Source organism: Flavobacteriales bacterium, assembly GCA_025210805.1.
Lineage (GTDB): Bacteria > Bacteroidota > Bacteroidia > Flavobacteriales > CAJXXR01 > JAOAQX01.
In genome coordinates, this window is the sequence record JAOAQX010000003.1 from 69,143 (window position 1) to 89,650 (window position 20,508).

Genomic DNA, 20,508 nt, shown 5'->3' on the forward strand with positions numbered 1-20,508 from the left:
AGCTCTAATATTTTTGGAGTAAAAAAAATCATTCAAACTATTAAATCAAGCCTTATGTTCAAAAAAATATTAATTGCCAACAGAGGTGAAATTGCACTACGTGTTATCCGTACTTGTAAAGAGATGGGGATAAAAACAGTAGCAGTTCACTCTACAGCAGATAAAGATAGTCTTCACGTACGTTTCGCAGATGAAGCCGTATGTATTGGCCCTGCCAATAGTACGGATTCTTATCTAAAGATTTCTAATATCATTGCAGCCGCTGAAATAACGAACGCTGATGCAATCCATCCTGGTTATGGATTTTTATCAGAAAATGCAAATTTCTCAAGAATCTGTGGAGAACACGGTATCAAATTTATTGGTGCTTCTCCAGATATGATTGATAAAATGGGAGACAAAGCAATGGCTCGTGATACCATGAGTGCAGCCGGTGTTCCATGTATTCCAGGTTCAGATGGTCTTCTTGATACTTTTGAAGATGCGGAAAAACTTGCTGAGGAAATCGGATATCCAGTGATGCTGAAAGCAACTGCTGGAGGTGGTGGAAGAGGAATGCGTGCTGTTTTCGAAAAAGAAAACCTACAAGGCGCATGGGATTCTGCAAGACAAGAAGCTGGGGCGGCCTTTGGAAACGATGGGATGTATATGGAAAAACTCATTGTAGAGCCAAGACATATCGAAATCCAAATTGTGGGTGATGCACATGGAAAAGCCTGCCACCTTTCTGAAAGAGATTGTTCTATCCAAAGACGTCATCAAAAATTAGTAGAAGAAGCTCCTTCTCCTTTTATGACTGATGAACTCCGTAAAAGAATGGGTGACGCAGCTGTACTAGCAGCTCTTGCTGTTAATTATGAAGGTGTAGGTACTGTAGAATTCTTGGTGGACAAAGATCGAAATTTCTATTTCATGGAAATGAACACAAGAATTCAAGTAGAGCATCCAGTTACTGAAGAAGTTATTAATTATGACTTAATTGCCGAGCAAATAAAAGTGGCTGCGGGTGTTCCTATTACTGGAGCAAACTATGAGCCAAAGCTTCACGCAATTGAATGTCGTATAAATGCAGAAGATCCAGAAAAGGACTTTAGACCAAGCCCTGGACAAATTACCGTTTTTCATGCACCAGGAGGACACGGAATCCGTGTAGATACCCATGTGTATGCAGGATATGTAATTCCTCCTCATTATGACTCTATGATCGCTAAACTGATCACTGTTGCACAAACTCGTGAAGAAGCAATTGAGAAAATGAAAAGAGCACTTTCTGAATTTGTTATCGAAGGGGTTAAAACAACAATACCTTTCCATCATGCTTTAATGGATAATGAAGCATTTAAAAGTGGAGTTTACACAACAAAATTCATGGAAGAATACAAGATTTTGTAATCAGTATTTAACATGATTTTAATATATTTGGGGTTCTAATTTTTTACGAGTAAAGAATTTGGAACCCCATTTTTTTCGGGATGTGGCGCAGCCCGGTAGCGCGCACGGCTGGGGGCCGTGAGGTCGCAGGTTCGAACCCTGTCATCCCGACATTACCCCGTTATAACACAAAAAAGCCAATCAAATAGAAAATATTTGATTGGCTTTTTATTTATTAGAAAACTCTTTAAAATTATAAAGGGATATTTCCGTGCTTTTTCTTTGGGGTTACCACAACCTTATTCTCAAGAGATTTAAAAGCTTTAATCAACTTTTCTCTAGTTTTAGAAGGTTCTATAACATCATCTACATAACCTCTGGCAGCTGCATTGTATGGATTTGCAAAAAGTTCTGCATATTCTGCTTCTTTTTCCTTCCATTTAGCTTCTGGATTTTCAGAAGAAGCTATTTCTCTTTTAAAAATGATTTCTGATGCCCCTTTTGCACCCATTACCGCAATTTCGGCAGATGGCCAAGCATAATTCATATCGGCTCCAATATGTTTTGAGTTCATTACATCATAAGCTCCACCGTAAGCTTTACGGGTAATTACCGTAATTCTTGGCACTGTTGCTTCTGAGAATGCATAAAGTAATTTCGCTCCATGATTAATAATCCCATTCCATTCTTGGTCTGTCCCTGGCAAGAACCCTGGTACATCTTCAAAAACTAATAATGGAATATTAAAAGCATCACAAAAACGCACAAAACGTGCGGCTTTTACAGAGGCTTCAATATTCAGAACTCCTGCTAAATATGCAGGTTGATTCGCTACAATTCCAAGACTTTTTCCTCCCAAACGAGCAAATCCTACAACGATATTCTCTGCATAATCTTTATGTACTTCAAAGAAAGAATCCGCATCTGCAACCTCTTCAATTACTTCCTTGATATCATAAGGTAAATTTGGATTATCTGGGATAATATTATCGAGCTTAGTTCTTGTTTCGTCTGCTACTTCATAGTCTAAACTTGGAGCATCTTCTTCACAGTTTTGAGGCATAAATGCAAGAAGTTCTTTCAATTTCGAAATTGCCTCTACCTCGTTAGAAGCTGTAAAATGGGCTACTCCAGACTTTGAAGAATGTGTAGAAGCTCCACCTAGCTCTTCACTAGTTACTTCTTCGTGGGTAACGGTTTTAACAACATTGGGCCCCGTAACGAACATATAAGAAGAATCTTCCACCATCATGATAAAATCTGTAAGTGCGGGAGAGTAAACTGCTCCACCTGCACAAGGCCCCATAATTAATGAAATTTGAGGAATCACTCCACTGGCTTGTGTATTTCTAAAGAAGATATCAGCATAACCTCCAAGAGATACAACTCCTTCTTGGATTCTGGCTCCTCCCGAGTCATTTAGTCCAATAACTGGTGCTCCGTTTTTCATTGCCAAATCCATTATTTTACAAATCTTTTCGGCATGTGCTTCTGCTAAAGATCCTCCCAAAACTGTGAAATCTTGTGCAAAAGCGTAAATCAATCTTCCGTTGATATATCCATAACCTGTAACAACTCCATCTCCAAGAGTCTTTTGTTTATCCAACCCAAAATTTGTTGAACGGTGTGTTACTAGCATTCCTATTTCTTCAAAAGTACCTTCATCAAACAAAAGCATGATTCTTTCTCTTGCTGTAAGTTTACCTTTTTTGTGCTGAGACTCTATTCTTTTTTCACCTCCACCAAGAAGTGCTTCGGCTTTTTTCTCGTGTAATATTTTAATTTTATCTTTCATAGACTTATGCGAATTCTATTAATACTTGCTTTTTTTCTACAGCATCTCCTTGATTAACCAAAATATTTTTGATGGTCAAATCAGCAGGGCTTTTCAATACATTTTCCATTTTCATGGCTTCAAGAACCAATAAAGGATCTCCTTCCTTTACTTCTTGTCCTATTTCGACTTTAAGATCCAAGATAAGCCCAGGCATTTGCGCTTGGAAATTCTTAATTTTCTTGGTTGCCATAGAACTCATTCCCATACTTTCTAACAAAAGATCCATTTTATCTTTCATAGAAATCTGATAATCCGTTCCATTTACACGGATATTAGTTGTTTTATCTTCTTTATTTATGGATACAATATCCACAAGATAGGACTGATTGTCTTTAAGAATATGAAAACCTGTTTTTCCCGTTTTTACAAGATCCCAATTGATCTCTTGATCATTGAGACTCATACTTTGGTCAAGGTTTTTATTGATCTGGAAAGTTTTATTTCCAACTTTTGCAGTGAACATAAGCGTTTTTTTATCGTTGGTCTAACAAAAATATCATTTATTATTGGATTATCTTTTTCTATTAGCTGTTTTGCATTATGATTGTTAATCACTCAAAACACTGTATGCACCATTCGCTTGTGAATGATACCTTTTTGATTTGATATAATATTTTAAAAATGTTTTTTTTAAAATATAGTAGATATTTTCTAAACTTTATCTAAACGCACTATTTAATCCCTCTTTTACAAGGTTTTGTAAATGTTTTTTATCTCATTTTCGTTTAAATATCGTTTAAATGTCGTTTAATTAAACGAGTTTCCATCTTCGGTCAAAAGATAATTCAATGAGCTTATTGCGTTTAAGTTTTTGAAGCATATTTCTTCTTTTTTCTTCCTTTTGTTTATCACTTAAAATATCGGGAAATTTGTCACTTAATAGCTTTTTAAAGTCGCTGCTGGTCGCTGTTGTGAATTTTTTTAAATATTCAATAATTAGTTTTTCGTAATACTCATCATCAAAACCTTTCTGTTTAATATACTTAGCCTTCTCACCTGATACCTTTGCGACTTTTGATGAAATATGAAAATTAGGTTTTCTGCCTTCAATCAATTTTTTAGATCTCAAAAACGTAATTTCAGAATCAGTTAGTGATTTTTGCTTTGAAACTTTATCTAATAGAGTAATGTCATTCAAAGTTAAATCAGGCATCTGTGCAATCTTACGGGCATATTTTATATCTAGTACTTTACCTGTAATTTTCACTTGTACTTGACTACTTAAAATATCATAATCAGGTAAAGGAAAATACTTGTTTTTCTGTATAATAAACATTCGCTTAATACCGCTCCCTATCGTATCTATCATATTTAAGTTTACCATATAGATTTATATGAATTTTTATTTTCTACTTAGCACCATCCATAATTTTTAAAAAAATCACAAAAAAACCCGCTCTCAATATTCATGAAAGCAGGTTCTACATTATAAGAAAAGGGAAATATTACTTCACCTTTTTGATTGCATCAATAAAATCATCAAGTTCTAAGTGCTTTTCTACTAAGAAAAAGGCTGCTTCTACTATTTTCTCTTCTCTTTCGATAGGGAAACCTAGTCCTATTACGATTCTGTGTAGCATACTTACTTGCTTATCGCTAATATCACTATCCGCTACTATCATACGAGTAAGATTGTATAAACGTTCTATTCTTCCATCATAATCCACGGGTGGATTAATTGGGTATTTTTTAGGATTCTCAAGGATTTCTCTGTATTCAGAATCTTTGATTCCCAATCTTTTCTTCATTCGAATAAGCAGAATTTGCTCATCTTCGGTGATTACGTTATCGGCTACAGCCAAAGCCACAATATTGGCAAAATGTCCAAGGTTTCTCTTGTGTGCCCCACTGCTATATAGTTCGTATATTGACATGTTTTAGTATTTTGAATGCAAATTTAGTCAAAGAATTGTTTTTCAACTCGTCTAATTTATAAAATCTTAGAAAAATTTTACAATTCTCTCTGCTAAGTTTTAAGCCTTTAACTCTCCATCTCTTAGTTCTAGTCCAAATTTCTTTTGTAATTGGCTATAAATTTTCAGAATGGCTTTATCTACTACCTTATCTACCAGCGTTTTGTTTTTATCTAAGAAGGTAAAACTAATGGCATAAGATTTTTTTCCTGTTTCTAATTTTTCACCTCGGTAAACATCAAATATTTCCACCTCAGTAAGAATATTTTTTTCTACCTCTAGCGCAAGAGACTTGATTTCTCCAAAAGACACTTGTTCATCCATCACTAATGCTAGATCTCGCTTTACATTTGGATATTTACTTACGGCTTCATATTCTATTTTCCCATCAATAATTTTCACCAAATTATCCCAATAGATTTCTCCATAAAAAGCTTCTTTTTTGAGTCCACAAGCTTTAGCAACTTTTGGGTTCACGATCATTATGGAAGCAATATTGGTCTTTTTATATTTGAGGATAATTCCATCTAATGCTGCAGAATGTTTGAGCTCTTTTTGCTTGAGTTTCCCTGCTAATCCCGTTTTCGCCAACACAAGTTCAATCGCTGATTTTAATTGGAAAAATTGTGTCTTCTCTTTATCTTCATTCCAAGACTGAGTACGATAATTCCCACTTAATGCAAATGCTAGAATTTTACTTTCAGCATAGTTTCCATTGTATTGGGCATAAGTCTTTCCAAACTCAAAAAGCTTAATAGAATCATTTTTATGATTAAAATTATAAGCAATATTTTCCAACAAAGGCATGAGCATAGATTGTCTTAATATTCCCAAATCTTGAGATAATGGATTGAGAATATCTACAGCTTGCTCAGCTTTATATTCGTCCATCAATCCTTTATAAGATTGTTTTGTAAGAGAATTATTCATGGCTTCGTGGTATCCCACAGCTACCAAAGAATTGGCTATATCGTTGTATAATTTATGTTCATCTACTCCATTTTCTATCTCCAATGAAACTTGAAAACGACTAGGAAGTTCAATAGAATTATAACCAACGAGTCTTAGTACATCTTCAACCACATCAATTGGGCGTGTTACGTCATTTCGATAACTTGGAACACTCAATTCATAAAGGTCTTCTGTCTTTTTAATTGCCTTGATATCTAATGCTTTCAAGGCGGCTAATATTTGTTCTTTTGCTAGGTTTTTCCCTATAATTTTTCGGCAATAATCCAATGAAAACTCAAATTGGAAATCGTTTACTTCTTGAGTAACGATATCTTCAAGATTATTGATTACTTCGGCTTCTGGACAAACTTCTTGAATAAGCTCTACTGCCCAGCTCACACCATCTAGTGTGGTTTTAAAATCGATTCCTCTTTCGAATCTAAAAGATGCATCGGTATGGAATGTGTGTCTTTTTGCTGATTTTCTTACAGAAACAGGCTCAAAATAGGCTGATTCTATAAAAACAGAAGAAGTAGAATCGGAAACCGAAGAATGAATACCACCCATAACTCCTGCTATACACATAGCATCTTGCTCATCGCAAATTACTAAATCCTCTTCTACTAATTCTATTTCTCTTTCATCAAGCGTAAGTAGTTTTTCTCCTGCTTTTGCTTGACGAACAATTATTTTGTCTCCAGCAATTTTATCGGCATCAAAAAAGTGCAAAGGTTGCCCAATGTGATGCATGACATAGTTGCTAATATCCACCAAATTATTGGTTGTACTAATCCCAATAGAAGCTAAAGCTTTCACTAGCCATTCTGGTGAAGCCGCTACCTGTACATTTTTTACAACAAGACCCGCATAACGGAAACATTTGTCGGATTGTACTTCTATCGGAAATTTTTCTAATTCATTTTGGATAGGCTCTAGATGTTCTGCTTTCCAAGTATATGGAATCTGGTGCAACTCGCAATACGCTTTTAAATCTCGTGCTACACCCAAATGAGACATTGCATCGGCTCTGTTTGGCGTAAGCCCAATCTCGATTGTGGCATCCTCATCAATGTCAAGGTAAGCTTTTACAGAATCTCCAATTACAGCATCGGAATCTAGGATATGAATTCCCGAATGATCGTTTCCAAAACCTAATTCATCTAAGGCACAGATCATTCCTTGAGAAGCTTCTCCTCTTATTTTTCCTTTCTTGATTTTAAAAGGTTTTTCGGCTCCCGTTGGCATTAAAACGGCACCATGAACGGCAACCATTACTTTTTGTCCTTCGGCAACATTAGGCGCACCACATACAATAGATAATTGTTCTTCTGCTCCCACATGTACTTTACAGCACTTGAGTTTATCAGCATTAGGGTGCTGAGAACAAGAGACCACTTCACCTACCAGTACTTTACTAAAGTCTGTTTGAGAACCTCCCATTTGTTCGATTCCTTCAACCTCTAATCCTATATCTGTAAGTATTTCACCTATTTTATCGATAGGCATTTGTATATCGATATATTGCGAAAGCCAATTATAACCAATTTTCATATCTGCGTCTTTTTGCGATTCGCAAATTTAAGTCAAAAAATCAGAAGCACATAGATTTTGTTTGGGTGTTTTGTTTCTTATCAAACCGAAAAATATGAGCATCTTTGTATCATGAAAATAATCAACCGTATTTTGATTTTTCCTGTATTGGTATTGGTAAAAATATATCAATATATGATTTCTCCCATTTTTCCTTCGGCGTGTAGATATAATCCTACTTGTTCTTCATACATGGTTGATGCCTTAAAGGAGTGGGGACTTTTTAAGGGATTGTATCTTGGTATCAAGCGAATTTCTTCTTGTCACCCTTGGGGTGGGCATGGTTATGATCCTGTACCTAAAAAGGAATCAAGCGCTAGAAAAAAGAAGTAGAAAGATTTGTAAAAATAGAAAAAGCCAAACACATTGATGTGTTTGGCTTATTTTTTATTGAAGATTTACTACTTTTTAGAAATCGAATTTGATTCCTTGAGCAAGTGGTAATTCTGTAGAGTAGTTAATCGTATTTGTTTGTCTTCTCATATATGCTTTCCATGCATCTGATCCAGACTCACGTCCTCCACCTGTTTCTTTTTCACCTCCAAAGGCACCTCCAATCTCTGCACCTGAAGTACCGATATTTACATTGGCAATTCCACAATCTGATCCTTGGTGAGAAAGGAAGTTTTCCGCTTCTCTTAGATTGTTTGTCATAATCGCTGATGACAATCCTTGTGGTACGTCATTTTGCATAGCAATTGCTTCTTCTAGTTCTGAGTATTTCATTACATAAAGAATTGGGGCAAATGTTTCGTCTTGAACAATCTGGAATTCGTTTTTAGCTTCAATGATTGCAGGCTGTACATAACATCCACTTTCGTATCCGTTTCCTTCAAGTACTCCTCCATCTACAATTACTTTTCCACCTTCGGCTTTTGCTTTTGCAATGGCATTATTATACATTTCTACCGCAGCCTCATCAATAAGTGGTCCTACGTGATTGTTCTCATCCAAAGGATTTCCTATTTTCAATTGTTTATAGGCTCCTTTCATTTTCTCGATTACATTGTCAAAAATTGATTCATGAATGATTAATCTACGTGTAGAAGTACAACGTTGTCCTGCTGTTCCTACAGCTCCAAAAACAGCTCCTACAATAGTCATTTCAAGATCTGCATCTGGTGTTACAATGATTGCATTGTTTCCTCCAAGTTCTAAAATGGTTTTACCAAAACGTTTTGCAACTTCCTGTCCTACTGCACGTCCCATTCTCGTAGATCCTGTAGCAGAAACTAATGGCACACGCTTATCGCTTGTCATCATTTCTCCTACTTTGTAGTCTCCATTTACCAAACATGAAATTCCTTCTGGCAGATTATTATCTTCCAATACTTCATTGAAAATATTCTGACAAGCAACTCCACAAAGTGGTGCTTTTTCTGAAGGCTTCCAAACACAAACGTCTCCACAAATCCAAGCCAAAGCGGTATTCCAAGCCCAAACAGCAACTGGGAAGTTAAAAGCAGAAATGATTCCTACTGTTCCTAGTGGATGATATTGGTCATACATACGGTGCATAGGTCTTTCAGAATGGATTGTGATACCGTTTAGCTGACGTGAAAGTCCTGTAGCAAAATCACAGATATCAATCATCTCTTGTACTTCACCTAAACCTTCTTGGTAAGATTTTCCCATTTCATAAGAAACCAATTTCCCTAAAGGTTCCTTATATTTTCTTAGTTTTTCACCAAACTGACGTACAATTTCTCCACGTTTTGGTGCGGGCATCATTCTCCAAGATTTAAAAGCTTCTTGGGTAGATTGGATTACATTTTCGTATTCAGCAGCGGTAGTTACCGATACCTCCCCGATTAATTTACCATCTACTGGTGAATATGATTTTATGTATTCTTTTGATTCGTTACTAAAGTTTTTTCCTGTTGAAGTTCCATCATTTTTGTCCTTCAAACCTAGTGCCTTTAGTACAGATTCCATGTTTATTTCTTGACTCATAATCTCTATAAGTTTATGCTTTCGCAATGTTAGTTTTTAATCAGAAACAACAAATTTAGTTGATTTCTAAGACATTTTTATGGATATCTGATACTTAATGGAAATAAAGCCTAATTATTGGGCTTTTTATAAGAGAACTAAAAATAATATACCGTTGATTATTAATGTATTAAATTTCATTGCGAAGATTTTTTAATCAATACACGAAAACATCAAAACTCACACAAAAAAAAAGCCTGATAACAAAATTGCTATCAGGCTTTTAATATGATTGTGCTTTCTGAATAATTATTCAGCTTCAGCTACTATTTCTACTGCAGATTCTACAATCACTTCACGGTGACATCTGTATTTTACAGTGTATTTTCCAAGAGCTTTGATAGATCCACCAACGATAGAGATAAACTTTTTCTCAAGTGATATTCCATTGTTTGATAAAAATTTCTCAAGATCAATATTTGTAATAGATCCGAAAAGTTTGTTTGATCCTTTTGCTACTTTGGCAGTTAATTTTACTTCCAATCCTTTGATTTTCTCAGCAACTTCTTTAGCATCAGCAACAATTTTTTGTTCTTTAAAAGCTCTTTGCTTCAAAGTTTCATCCAATTGTTTTTTTGCACTAGGAGTAGCTAATTTTGCAAATCCTTGAGGAATTAGAAAGTTTCTTCCGTAACCGTTCTTTACGTTTACGATATCGTCAGCAAATCCTAGATTCGCTACGTCTTTTATCAAAATAATTTCCATAACGTTCTAGTTTTTTACTTCAATAAATCTGTTAAATAAGGTAATAGAGCGATTTGACGTGCTCTTTTTACAGCCTTAGCAACTTTTCTCTGAAACTTCAAAGAAGTACCTGTAAGTCTTCTTGGAAGGATTTTACCTTGCTCGTTTAAGAACTTCAATAAGAAATCTGGATCTTTATAATCCACATACTTAATTCCTGATCTTTTAAAACGACAGTATTTTTTTCTCTTACCCGTATCAATTGCCAACGGCGTAAGGTATCTTACATCTCCTTGAGCCATAATTAAGATTTTTTAGCGTTTGATAATTTATCTCTTCTTTGTTGTGAGTAGGCTTGTGCATACTTATCTTGCTTCACAGTAAGAAATCTCATGATGCGCTCATCACGTTTGAATTCTACTTCGAATTTTGAGATAAATGCTGGATCTACCTTGAACTCTACCAAGTGGTAAAATCCTGTACTCTTTTTTTGGATCGGGTAAGCTAATTTTCTAAGCCCCCAACTCTCTAAGTTTACAATTTCGGCTCCGTTGGATTCCAAAAGACCTGTAAACTTACTTACTGTTTCCTTTGCCTGTTCTTCAGACAAAACGGGATTCAGAATGAAAACAGTTTCGTAGTTGTTCATAACTTTTGTTTTTTCTTTTTAACAAATTACTTCTTAAACTTTGCGTATCGACTCTTGAACTTATCGATTCTACCTGCAGTATCAACCACTTTAGATTTTCCTGTGTAGAATGGATGTGATGCAGAAGTGATTTCCATCTTTAGTAGTGGATACTCAACTCCATCAATTTCAATTGTCTCTTTCGCATCAGCGCAAGACTTGGTAATGAATGTCTCTCCATTAGACATATCTTTTACACAAACCATGCGGTAGTTCTCTGGATGTATTCCTTGTTTCATGATTAGAAAGATTTTTTCAAGTCTGCAAATTTAGGGATATTATTTTGTTTTTCAAACTAATTTACCTCCTATTTGAGCTATATTTTCTGGCAGATTATTAGAGTTTATAAATCTTGCCTTTGTAAATAAAGGTTCTATATTGGGTTCCTTTGAGCTTCTTTTTGGCTTTTTTATAGGCAATATCAAAACTTTTTCCCTTAAATACTGGATAGTGTTTTTTTCCATATTTCCCCATTTCAAAAGGAGTTTTCACCTTATGCTTCCTTGGGGTTTTGGGAATTTTTATTGTTTTAAAAGCAGGAAAAGTATTTTGATAGTTCTTTTTGATTTTCTCTAATTCATTTAGATCAAAGAAGGGCAAAGAAATTGTCCAATTCATTCTTTCTGGGCGCATATTCTTTTGATACACTTCTGCAATTTCTGCTACTTTGGCTTTCGCCAATGTTTTTTTCCAGTTTTTATAATGCTTTGTTTTCCAGTTGAGCATTCCATATTTACTCAACTGACTGAGTTTCTCATCTAAAGTAATGAAATCAAATGCTTGCTGATTTTTCACAGCATTAATTAACACAGAATCAGTTGCTAAGTGTTTTTGATTAAACAAGTTTTTAAAAACCTCTACATTTTTATCCAGTGTTTTGTTGGATGGTTTCGAAAGCTTAGTAAAAACAAGATCATTTTCTCTAGCTTCCACTTTCCAGTCTTGATAACCTAGCCCATTTACTTGCAAGTATTTTGCGAAAGTTTTTGGACAAATGATTTGATTCTGTCTCAAAATGGATAAGCTGGTTTCAAGCGCATGTGTTTCTTTCTTCAAGGCAAGTTTTGCAGGAATATCTTGATCTACCTTTGTTAAGAGTGTATTCTTTTCATTCCATTTTTCTAGTCCTCGAAAAGCCTTTGCATAAGCTTTAAATGGCAATCTCCCTGTATAGGCAACAATCATCCCATCAGTTCCGAAATATTGTCTATGAAACTGTTTTAGAGAATTAATATCCAATACATCTGCAGAGTGAACTACTTGCTTTAAATCAATGAGTTTTTTCTCTGTCAAATGTGGCTGTATAAGTAAATGAAGCAGGGTTTCTATAGCGGTTTGTGTTGCTTTTTCAGGACACACAAGTCGGAATCTTATAAAATGAAAATCGCTACTTATTTCTAGCTTTGCACCCACTGTTTGTAAAATATTTTCATAATCTATCCGATCTAAAGAAATACTTCCACCAGCAATCATTTTTGCGAGTATTTCACTTGCTCCAAAATTATTTTCTTGTTCAAATTTTTTACCCGCTGGAATCAAAATATCGATTCTATTTACTTGAGAAGCTCTATTGGTTGAACCGATAATTTTTGCTCCATTTTTCCATTTTTTGTGATACAGTGGGTATTTAAACTCGTTTTCGATCTCAGGAAGCTGAATTGCCGTGGTTTTATCAATTTTTGAAGATTCTATTTTCCAGTCCTTTTTGTAGTTTCCATTTGCATTGTATACTTTTAGTGCTTTGGGCTTTCTAAAACGTGAAACACCACTCCAGTTTTCCTTAGTATTTATTCCATAATCTACATGAAAAAGGACTTTTCGTAGGTATTTCTCTGCAGCATTATCTATTTGTGAAGGTCGGATATGTTGCAACTTTTCATAACGCTCTTGCAAATGGTTAGGATTTTTATAAAACAGGTATCCCTCTGCCAAAGCTTTCGAAATACTAGGAATACTTTCCTTGTTTTTTAGGAGATCTAATCCATGGTTTTTCTTGAATACTTCCAATGCTTCTAAAGATGTTCCATATTGCTGAAAACTCATTATACTTGCTTTAAACATGGGTTCGAGAACTTTCAAAGATCGATTTTTACTGACTTTAAAAGTGATTCCAAAAACACCTGCTAGTTCATCAATTTCGCTTTTCACTTCAAGTTCAAAGGCAAATCCTTTATCCAATACCCTATTTTTTAAATCGCTTTTTGCATAATCTACCAACACATAAGCAAGTCCTTCCAATGCCAAGGCATCTTCGGAGGCTTGATCTTCTGTGGGTGCTAGTACGGTAAAACTTTGGTATTTATTTTTAGAACTTGTGATAAATATTTGATCCTCAATATACCTCATCGGTATTTGATTTCTCTTGAAATAAGGGGTTCCTTTTGGAAGTTCAGAAAAATAATATTCCACCCAGCCTAATGCTTGTTGATACGAGACATTTCCTACTATTGTAATCACAGCATTATTGGCACCAAACCATCTTGCTTTGTGTTTTTTTATTTCAGATTCAGCGTATAATCTTTTATTTGGTTCCGAAAAATATGGGTGATTTTTTGGGTAAAAGTCTTTAGGTAAATACGAAGTGTTTTCTATTGGCTTTTTCGCCAATTTACTCTGTGCATTTTTCCACCTGTCAGCTTCAATTTGTAAAATATTTTCGAGTGCTTGAGATGGGACAAATGAATTAAAGGAAGTATAATCTTTTGTTTGGTAATGATGAGATTTTCCTCCTACTTGCAAAAGGGTACTTTCTATTTCCCTTTTATTAAAATTCTTTGAACCTTGTTTCATGGATTCAAAGGTTTGTTGAGCGATTCCCTTGAGATTTGCAGGATCGCTAGACGTTCCTGCGTGAAAATGCACACCCACTTGGACAAGATTTCCAAAGGCGGAATTTTCATGTATAATTACACTCAAACCATTGGGTAACTCATATCGTTTAAATGGTATATGAGCTTGATAATTTTTTTCTTGACTTTCAAACAAATTTGCTTGGGCAAATACTGGTATAATGCTCAAAAAAGTTAAAATTGTTATCGCAAATAATTTTCTGATCATAATCAAATTCTATTAGCATGGATTTTAGGAAAACCAAAGATAAGGTTTTTGGTTTTTAATGGAATATCTCAATCGATTATTGACGACTGAAATATCTTTTTTGAAAAGGTAAGTTAATTTGAATTCTTCAATTTGGGAATCTTTTAGAGCCCAAAATATTTCACAAACAAAAAGGTGTTTTATTTCTAAAACACCTTCTTGCATTAATTAACCTTATTATGAGAAAGACTCCTAATTCATCGAAAAATTGAGTTCAACAAATGGAATGTTCCTTTTGTTCAATTCGAGTTGCTGAATTTCGTATCCGTTAAAGAATGAACTGCTCGAAAGCAATTGTTTTAAAAAGGGTACATGTTCATTCTCCACTGCGATCCAAATTTCAGAAAGGTTTGGTGCCATATTGATATTAACAATAGGCACAAGCATTCCAATAAAATTACCCAAAAATTTCTTCACTTGCTGAAATTTTACTTTTTCAGCATCCAATTTTCTTAGCTTAATGATTGTTAACTCAGTTTTCATGATAAGTTTATTTGTTTCCCCATCAGCTATAAAACAAACAGCATGCCAAAAATACAAACAACTCATTTTTAAAACACTAAAACATAAATGTTTTAACAAATATTTTCACTACCAGAACCAAAAAACAGCAAAAAGAATCCTTTAAAAGATGATTAAAGACCGTTAAACGAAAATTTAATTTTGTTATTTTAATACCGCTAAGTAAATCAACACCACAAATGGCACAATTTCTTATATAAAGCGTTTTTTGAAATAATGAAACAAAACTAAATTAGAATACAACATAGAAAAAGCATAAAAGACATCTTCAAAAGGGATCGTTCCTATTCTCATTCCCAAAAATTCTTTAGAATGATACCATACTACTGGTTCTGGCAAACCAGTTCCTGTAAGAATTCCATTTACCACAAAAAAGGGAATCAAAATCACTAGAAAAGCGAGTAAAAATCTGTTTAAATACCTCTTGGTAATCATTAGAGAAATTATAAAAAATATCATGTCAATTCTAGTGTACCATTTATCCCACCCTTTTAATAATAGAAATAAACCTACTGCTACTAAAAGAAAATGAACGATATCTACCGTTTTTTTAGACAATATCAGTTTTGGGAAATAATATTCTAGAGAAAAGTAGATAAACAAACTGGCATAAGGAATACAGAAGAAAAACAGCCATTCTTCTAATGGTAAACCAAGAATATGCAAAGGCAAATGATAGTCTTGATTAAATCCCCAAATACCCATTTTAACAAAAATTGCATCCCAAATAATAAAAATAAATGCAATTATTGTTGTGGAGCACAGAATTGCTTTCCAGTTTTGGATAAACCGCATTCTGGGATGAAAAGAGTATAAAAAAGGAATACTAAATGATCCTATATTGAGCAATAAGTACAACCATTGGTTCATTCTTTCTTTTTCTTAAAATATTTAAAAGGGACCATAAGCATCCCAAAGCATTCTCCATCCTCCTTTTCAATATGCTTGTGATGCATTCTATGTCCTTTTCTTAAACCCTGAAAGTATTTGTTTGTGGTGTGTTTAAGCCAAGGGAAACGCCCATGAATCATAATATCGTGAACTAAAAAATAAGCAATTCCATATAATAGAATTCCTAGTCCAATAAAAAAACGATAATTGATTTCGGGCTCTAGCCCAAAGTAAAACAATAAGATACTGGGTATAGCAAAAATAACAAAGAATAAATCGTTTTTTTCGAACACTCCTTGATACTGTGGCTGATGATGATCCTCATGCAGATACCATAAAAAACCATGCATCACATATTTATGAGTGAACCATGTTATACCTTCCATGATCAAGAAAGTAATTAATGTTATTCCTATAAAAAGCCAAATCATAAGTTTATATTTTAAAATATTTCGCCAATTCGTTTTCCTTATCTTGTTGAAGAAAACGGCTAATCATCTCTTTATCTTCTTCTAGGTTTGATCGATAACCAACGATTTTAGGGACTTTTTGCTGAATCAAAAATCGGATATATCGTAAATAAATATTTTCTGGATTTTGCTGTATTAAAGATTCCAGCTTGTTTTTCTCCGATATAAAAATAGCCCATTTTTTCCAAGGTTGCCAGGTATATTCAGCTTTTTTCATCTCTAATGATAGAACAAATGCCTTGTGAGATATAGATTTACCTTGATATTTAAGGATATACACTTCCTCTTCTGCCTTAGAAGATAGCTGATGGAATTCTTTCACAAAATCTTGAGAAAAGCTATTATACACTACAAAATAGAAGACTAAAATGAGATACTTCATATCAAATTAAATTGGTGTCTTAAAAAAGCTTTACTTGCAATAATTACTTTATCGGTATTCGATACGCGTATTCTTGCCTCCAAAATCCTAGAAGCTTCTACTTTTTTTATTTTCCTCAGAAGTTTTCTATAATATCTATAGGCGGTGTAGACTCCTAATCTGGCTTCAAAAGGTAGATTTTTAATTCCCTCAAAAGCATGTGTAAAATCAGCTTCTATCTCATCGATAATTTCGTTTTTCTGCTCTGAGCTCAATTGATCAAAGTTAACCGTAGGAAAATAAGAACGGTTTAATCGGTCTTGATCATCTCTTAGATCTCTAAGAAAATTAACTTTTTGAAAAGCCGACCCCAACTTCATGGAAGATTCTTTGAGTCGTTCATATTGCTCCGAATCCCCATTTACAAATACCTTCAAACACATTAGCCCCACCACATCGGCTGAACCATAAATATAGGTATTATAAGCCGAAACGCTTTGGTAATTACTTTTAGAGAGATCCATTTCCATGGAATCTAGAAAAGCATTCACCATTTCCAAATCTAATTGATACTGATCATAGACTTTTACAAAAGCATGTATCACAGGATTGATACTTATCTTTCTCTTTTGTGCTCTGTAAAACTCTTCCCTAAACTCTTGGAGCATTTCGGCTTGTGGAAAACCATCGAAACTATCTACAATTTCATCGGCATATCTAACGAAACCATAAATGGCATAAATTGCCTTTCTTACTCTTGGAGAAAGTAATCTACTAGCCATAGAAAAACTTGTAGAATAGGTATTGGTAACTATTTTACTTATTTTTAATGAAGATTCGTCAAACAGTTCTTTCATGGTTCTCTATTTTATGGTTGGTTATATTTGGATGATATTTTTGTACTAAACTTGCTACAACTTTTCCTGAGATTATCGCTGGTGGAACTCCAGGACCAGGTACAGTTAATTGCCCTGTAAAGAAAAGGTTCTTGAGTTTTTTGCTTTTGAGTTTTGGTCGCAAAATATGTGTTTGCATAAGTGTATTTGCGAGTCCATAAGCGTTTCCGCCATAAGAGGAGTATTCCTCTTTAAATTCTTTAACACAGAAAGATTCATAAAAAAGAATTTCTTCTTTTAAATCCCTTCCTACTTGTTTTGATAGCCTCGCTAAAATTTTATGTAAATATGTTTTTCTTGTGCTTTCGTCATCTCCATCTAGGTGGGTTGCTAAAGGAATAAGAAAAATACCAGCTTCATTACCTTCGGGTGCTACTGTGGAATCTGAAATACTAGGAAAACTCGCGTAAAACAAAGGCGATTTTGGCCAAGATGGATTCCCATATATACTCTGAATATGCTCGTCAAAATCCGTATCAAAAAACAAAGTATGATGTTCTAAGTTAGGCAATTTAGCTTTAAAACCAACATAAAATAACAGAGCCGAAGGTGCGAATGTTTTATTTCTCCAATAAGCATCGGAATACTGGCGAAATTTTTTAGGAATTATTTGTTCCGTAAAATGATAATCGGCTCCGCTAATGATAATATCTGCATAAAAAACACTTTCATCTTTTAATGAAATCCCAATGGCTTTTCCTTTTTTTTCAAGGATTTGATTGACTTGTGCATTTAAAATAAACTTGACGTTTAAATCTTTTGCTAGTCTGTACATTCCTTGAGCAACTTCATACATTCCTCCTTCAGGATACCAAGTTCCTAATCCAAAATCTGCATAGTTCATAAAATTGTAAAAACTAGGCGTTGTTTTGGGCGTGGCTCCTAAAAAAAGAATTGGAAATTGTAAGATCATCCTTAATTTCTCATCTTGGACCACTTGAGACACTTGCTTGGCAATTGTCTGAATAAAAAGAGGTAATTTCGTTGCCGTTTTACCATTGATAATTTCGAATAAATTTTCCCCAGGTTGATATACTAAATCCTGGATTGCTAATTCATAGTTTTCTTTTGCTTTAGCAATAAATTTCTTAAGCTTCGCTCCACTACCCTTTTCAATTTCTTCAAATTTTTGGGCAATTTTATCTAAGTGATCTTCAATGTCTATAACTTCTTCATTTTCAAAAATCACTCGATAAGCTGTTGCGAGCTTATTGAGTTCATAAAAATCATTTGTGCTTCGTCCGAAATCTTCAAAAAACGCATCAAATACATCTGGCATCCAATAGAAAGTAGGTCCCATATCAAAGGTGAACCCTTCCTTTTTCAATTGCCTTGCTCTTCCGCCTACATAGTTTTGCTTTTCAAACACAGTAACCTGATAACCCTCTTTAGCAAGGTAACAAGCTGTAGATAGAGAAGAAAAGCCTGCACCTATTATAATTACCTTCTGCATTCTGTTACGTTTATTATCAAATATACGTAACAATTTTAAATAATCATTCTATTTTTCGATGAGATACAAAAAATCTTTCTTTGCGTATTTTGACAAAACCATTCCCATGTACATTTCCTCTATGATCTGAGTGGGAAAGCATAAGAAAATCAAAACAAATCACTCACTGGTTTAGCTTTTTTTCTCATCTTTGATACTTAATTGAACCCATCATTTTATATGAAAAATAAACCCATTGGGATATTTGACTCTGGTATTGGAGGACTCACAGTTGCTAAGGCAATTCAAGACCTCATGCCCCAAGAGCATTTTATTTATTTTGGAGATACTGCTCACTTGCCTTATGGCGAAAAATCTGGTGCGGCTATTTTGGCTTATTCGAAAAAAATTACAGAATTTTTGATTTCCAAAGATTGTAAAGCAATCATCATTGCTTGTAATTCTGCATCTTCTGTAGTGTTTGAACCGCTAAAAAAACTCTATGGAAATCAATTACCGATTATTTCTGTTATTGAACCTGTGGTAATGAGCCTTAAAAATTCTTCACAAAAAAATATCGGAATCTTAGGAACAAAAGCCACTATTGGATCCAAGATTTATTCAAATTATATCAAAAAATTAACTCCGCAACATTTATGTTATGAGAAAGCGACTCCTCTTTTTGCACAAATGATTGAGGAGAATTTTGCTTCCAAAAATGTATCTAATGCAATTATTGAGGAGTATTTAAGTGATGAAAACTTAAAAAATACTGATACAATCATTTTAGGTTGTACGCATTACCCATTAATTCATGATGAAATTGCGGGCTATTATCATTATGAAAAAGAAATAATAGACTCTCCACAAATAGTGGCACATGAAGTAAAAAGACACTTAGAAGAAAGAGATATTTTAGCAGATCAAGAACATGAAAGTTCTCATTTTTATGTTTCACTCTATACAAAAAGCTTTGAAGAAAGTGCTAAAATATTTTTTAAACAAACCATTCACTTTGAAGAATACGACTTATGGGAAGATTTAAAATAAGCTCCTACAATCTCAACGGAATTCGAGCTGCCGTAAAAAAAGGTCTTATTGATTGGCTTGATGAAGACCAACCAAATGTTTTTTGTATTCAAGAAACTAAAGCACAAGATGAACAAATACCAAAAGAAGATCTTGAAAAACTAGGATATCATGTGTACAGTCATTCCGCTCAAAAGAAAGGCTATAGTGGTGTGGCAATCTGCTCTAAAGAAATCCCAAAACATGTGGAATATGGAAGCGGGATTCCAGAAATAGATTTTGAAGGAAGAATTATTCGTGCAGATTATGAGCATTTTTCAGTAATGAGCGTTTATATTCCCTCTGGGAGTAGTGGAGCAGAAAGGCAGACCTTTAAAATGAGATTCTTGGATCTTTTCCTACAATATATTCAAGAACTTTTAAAAGATGTTCCAAATTTATTAATAGGTGGAGATTTTAATATCTGTCATACCGAAATAGATATTCATAACCCAAAAACCAATAAAAAGACTTCAGGTTTTCTTCCTGAAGAACGGGAGTGGGTGAGCACTTTTATGGAGAAAACTAAAATGATCGATAGTTTCCGATATCTAAATCCTGATACCTTGGATGCTTACTCTTGGTGGACTTATAGAATGGCTGCCCGATCAAGAAACAAAGGCTGGCGAATTGATTATTGGATGGTAGCAAACACACTTGTAAATCACCTTAAAGAAGCAAAAATAAGAACAGAAGTCGTACACAGCGATCATTGCCCAGTAGAAATTGAACTAGAATTTTAAGCA

General features: G+C 34.3%; 21 protein-coding genes and 1 tRNA gene. 5 read left to right on the forward strand and 17 right to left on the reverse strand.

What is annotated here, in order from left to right; genetic code table 11:
- The first annotated feature begins 54 nt into the window (after window positions 1-54).
- Both accC and N4A45_00910 read left to right on the forward strand, forming a co-directional pair.
- Window positions 55-1,392, forward strand: coding sequence for an acetyl-CoA carboxylase biotin carboxylase subunit (gene accC / locus N4A45_00905; protein MCT4663774.1), 1,338 nt, complete (start codon window positions 55-57; stop codon window positions 1,390-1,392).
- Between the two features lie 76 nt (window positions 1,393-1,468).
- A tRNA-Pro gene (locus N4A45_00910) sits at window positions 1,469-1,542 on the forward strand.
- An 82-nt stretch (window positions 1,543-1,624) separates the two neighbouring features.
- Here N4A45_00910 and N4A45_00915 read toward each other — a convergent pair.
- The 5 genes from N4A45_00915 to pheT form a co-directional block, all read right to left on the reverse strand.
- Entirely contained in the window at window positions 1,625-3,166 is a 1,542-nt protein-coding gene (locus N4A45_00915; GenBank protein MCT4663775.1) for an acyl-CoA carboxylase subunit beta, read from the reverse strand.
- Window positions 3,167-3,170: 4 nt separating this feature from the next.
- Window positions 3,171-3,671 carry a biotin/lipoyl-binding protein gene (locus N4A45_00920; protein MCT4663776.1) on the reverse strand — a complete coding sequence of 167 codons (501 nt, stop codon included), beginning with the start codon at window positions 3,669-3,671 and terminating at the stop codon, window positions 3,171-3,173.
- 288 nt (window positions 3,672-3,959) lie between these two features.
- The gene (locus N4A45_00925) at window positions 3,960-4,517 is read right to left on the reverse strand and encodes a hypothetical protein (GenBank protein MCT4663777.1); all 558 of its coding nucleotides are present in this window, start codon (window positions 4,515-4,517) and stop codon (window positions 3,960-3,962) included.
- Window positions 4,518-4,653: 136 nt separating this feature from the next.
- Window positions 4,654-5,082: a TerB family tellurite resistance protein gene (locus N4A45_00930; protein ID MCT4663778.1), complete on the reverse strand. Its 429-nt coding sequence runs from the start codon at window positions 5,080-5,082 to the stop codon at window positions 4,654-4,656.
- A gap of 99 nt (window positions 5,083-5,181) precedes the next feature.
- Window positions 5,182-7,623 (reverse strand): phenylalanine--tRNA ligase subunit beta, encoded by a 2,442-nt coding sequence (gene pheT, locus N4A45_00935; GenBank protein ID MCT4663779.1) that lies wholly within the window; start codon window positions 7,621-7,623, stop codon window positions 5,182-5,184.
- A gap of 117 nt (window positions 7,624-7,740) precedes the next feature.
- Between pheT and yidD the strand changes: the two genes are divergently transcribed.
- Window positions 7,741-7,995 (forward strand): membrane protein insertion efficiency factor YidD, encoded by a 255-nt coding sequence (yidD, locus tag N4A45_00940; GenBank protein ID MCT4663780.1) that lies wholly within the window; start codon window positions 7,741-7,743, stop codon window positions 7,993-7,995.
- Window positions 7,996-8,070: 75 nt separating this feature from the next.
- Here yidD and N4A45_00945 read toward each other — a convergent pair whose 3' ends face one another.
- From N4A45_00945 to crtI, 12 genes are all read right to left on the reverse strand, one after another.
- Window positions 8,071-9,615 carry an aldehyde dehydrogenase family protein gene (locus N4A45_00945; GenBank protein ID MCT4663781.1) on the reverse strand — a complete coding sequence of 515 codons (1,545 nt, stop codon included), beginning with the start codon at window positions 9,613-9,615 and terminating at the stop codon, window positions 8,071-8,073.
- A gap of 288 nt (window positions 9,616-9,903) precedes the next feature.
- Window positions 9,904-10,359, reverse strand: coding sequence for a 50S ribosomal protein L9 (rplI, locus tag N4A45_00950; protein MCT4663782.1), 456 nt, complete (start codon window positions 10,357-10,359; stop codon window positions 9,904-9,906).
- A gap of 14 nt (window positions 10,360-10,373) precedes the next feature.
- Window positions 10,374-10,640 carry a 30S ribosomal protein S18 gene (gene rpsR / locus N4A45_00955; protein ID MCT4663783.1) on the reverse strand — a complete coding sequence of 89 codons (267 nt, stop codon included), beginning with the start codon at window positions 10,638-10,640 and terminating at the stop codon, window positions 10,374-10,376.
- A gap of 2 nt (window positions 10,641-10,642) precedes the next feature.
- Window positions 10,643-10,987, reverse strand: coding sequence for a 30S ribosomal protein S6 (gene rpsF, locus N4A45_00960; protein ID MCT4663784.1), 345 nt, complete (start codon window positions 10,985-10,987; stop codon window positions 10,643-10,645).
- 26 nt (window positions 10,988-11,013) lie between these two features.
- Window positions 11,014-11,265, reverse strand: a complete 252-nt coding sequence (locus tag N4A45_00965; GenBank protein ID MCT4663785.1) for a type B 50S ribosomal protein L31 — start codon at window positions 11,263-11,265, stop codon at window positions 11,014-11,016.
- Between the two features lie 97 nt (window positions 11,266-11,362).
- The gene (locus N4A45_00970) at window positions 11,363-14,083 is read right to left on the reverse strand and encodes an insulinase family protein (GenBank protein MCT4663786.1); all 2,721 of its coding nucleotides are present in this window, start codon (window positions 14,081-14,083) and stop codon (window positions 11,363-11,365) included.
- Window positions 14,084-14,314: 231 nt separating this feature from the next.
- Window positions 14,315-14,605 (reverse strand): hypothetical protein, encoded by a 291-nt coding sequence (locus N4A45_00975; GenBank protein ID MCT4663787.1) that lies wholly within the window; start codon window positions 14,603-14,605, stop codon window positions 14,315-14,317.
- 231 nt (window positions 14,606-14,836) lie between these two features.
- Window positions 14,837-15,514 carry a lycopene cyclase domain-containing protein gene (locus N4A45_00980; protein ID MCT4663788.1) on the reverse strand — a complete coding sequence of 226 codons (678 nt, stop codon included), beginning with the start codon at window positions 15,512-15,514 and terminating at the stop codon, window positions 14,837-14,839.
- The gene (locus tag N4A45_00985) at window positions 15,511-15,966 is read right to left on the reverse strand and encodes a sterol desaturase family protein (protein ID MCT4663789.1); all 456 of its coding nucleotides are present in this window, start codon (window positions 15,964-15,966) and stop codon (window positions 15,511-15,513) included. The genes N4A45_00980 and N4A45_00985 overlap by 4 nt, the downstream gene beginning before the upstream one ends.
- Before the next feature lie 4 nt (window positions 15,967-15,970).
- Window positions 15,971-16,387, reverse strand: a complete 417-nt coding sequence (locus tag N4A45_00990; protein MCT4663790.1) for a hypothetical protein — start codon at window positions 16,385-16,387, stop codon at window positions 15,971-15,973.
- A complete protein-coding gene (locus tag N4A45_00995; protein MCT4663791.1) occupies window positions 16,384-17,223 on the reverse strand; it encodes a phytoene/squalene synthase family protein in 840 nt (279 codons plus the stop codon). The genes N4A45_00990 and N4A45_00995 overlap by 4 nt, the downstream gene beginning before the upstream one ends.
- Complete coding sequence (gene crtI, locus N4A45_01000) at window positions 17,207-18,715, reverse strand: phytoene desaturase family protein (protein MCT4663792.1); 1,509 nt, start codon at window positions 18,713-18,715, stop codon at window positions 17,207-17,209. Before crtI ends, N4A45_00995 begins: the two co-directional genes overlap by 17 nt.
- 219 nt (window positions 18,716-18,934) lie before the next feature.
- Between crtI and murI the strand changes: the two genes are divergently transcribed.
- A complete protein-coding gene (gene murI, locus N4A45_01005) occupies window positions 18,935-19,744 on the forward strand; it encodes a glutamate racemase (protein ID MCT4663793.1) in 810 nt (269 codons plus the stop codon).
- Window positions 19,726-20,505 (forward strand): exodeoxyribonuclease III, encoded by a 780-nt coding sequence (locus N4A45_01010; protein ID MCT4663794.1) that lies wholly within the window; start codon window positions 19,726-19,728, stop codon window positions 20,503-20,505. Before murI ends, N4A45_01010 begins: the two co-directional genes overlap by 19 nt.
- The last annotated feature ends 3 nt before the right edge of the window (window positions 20,506-20,508 follow it).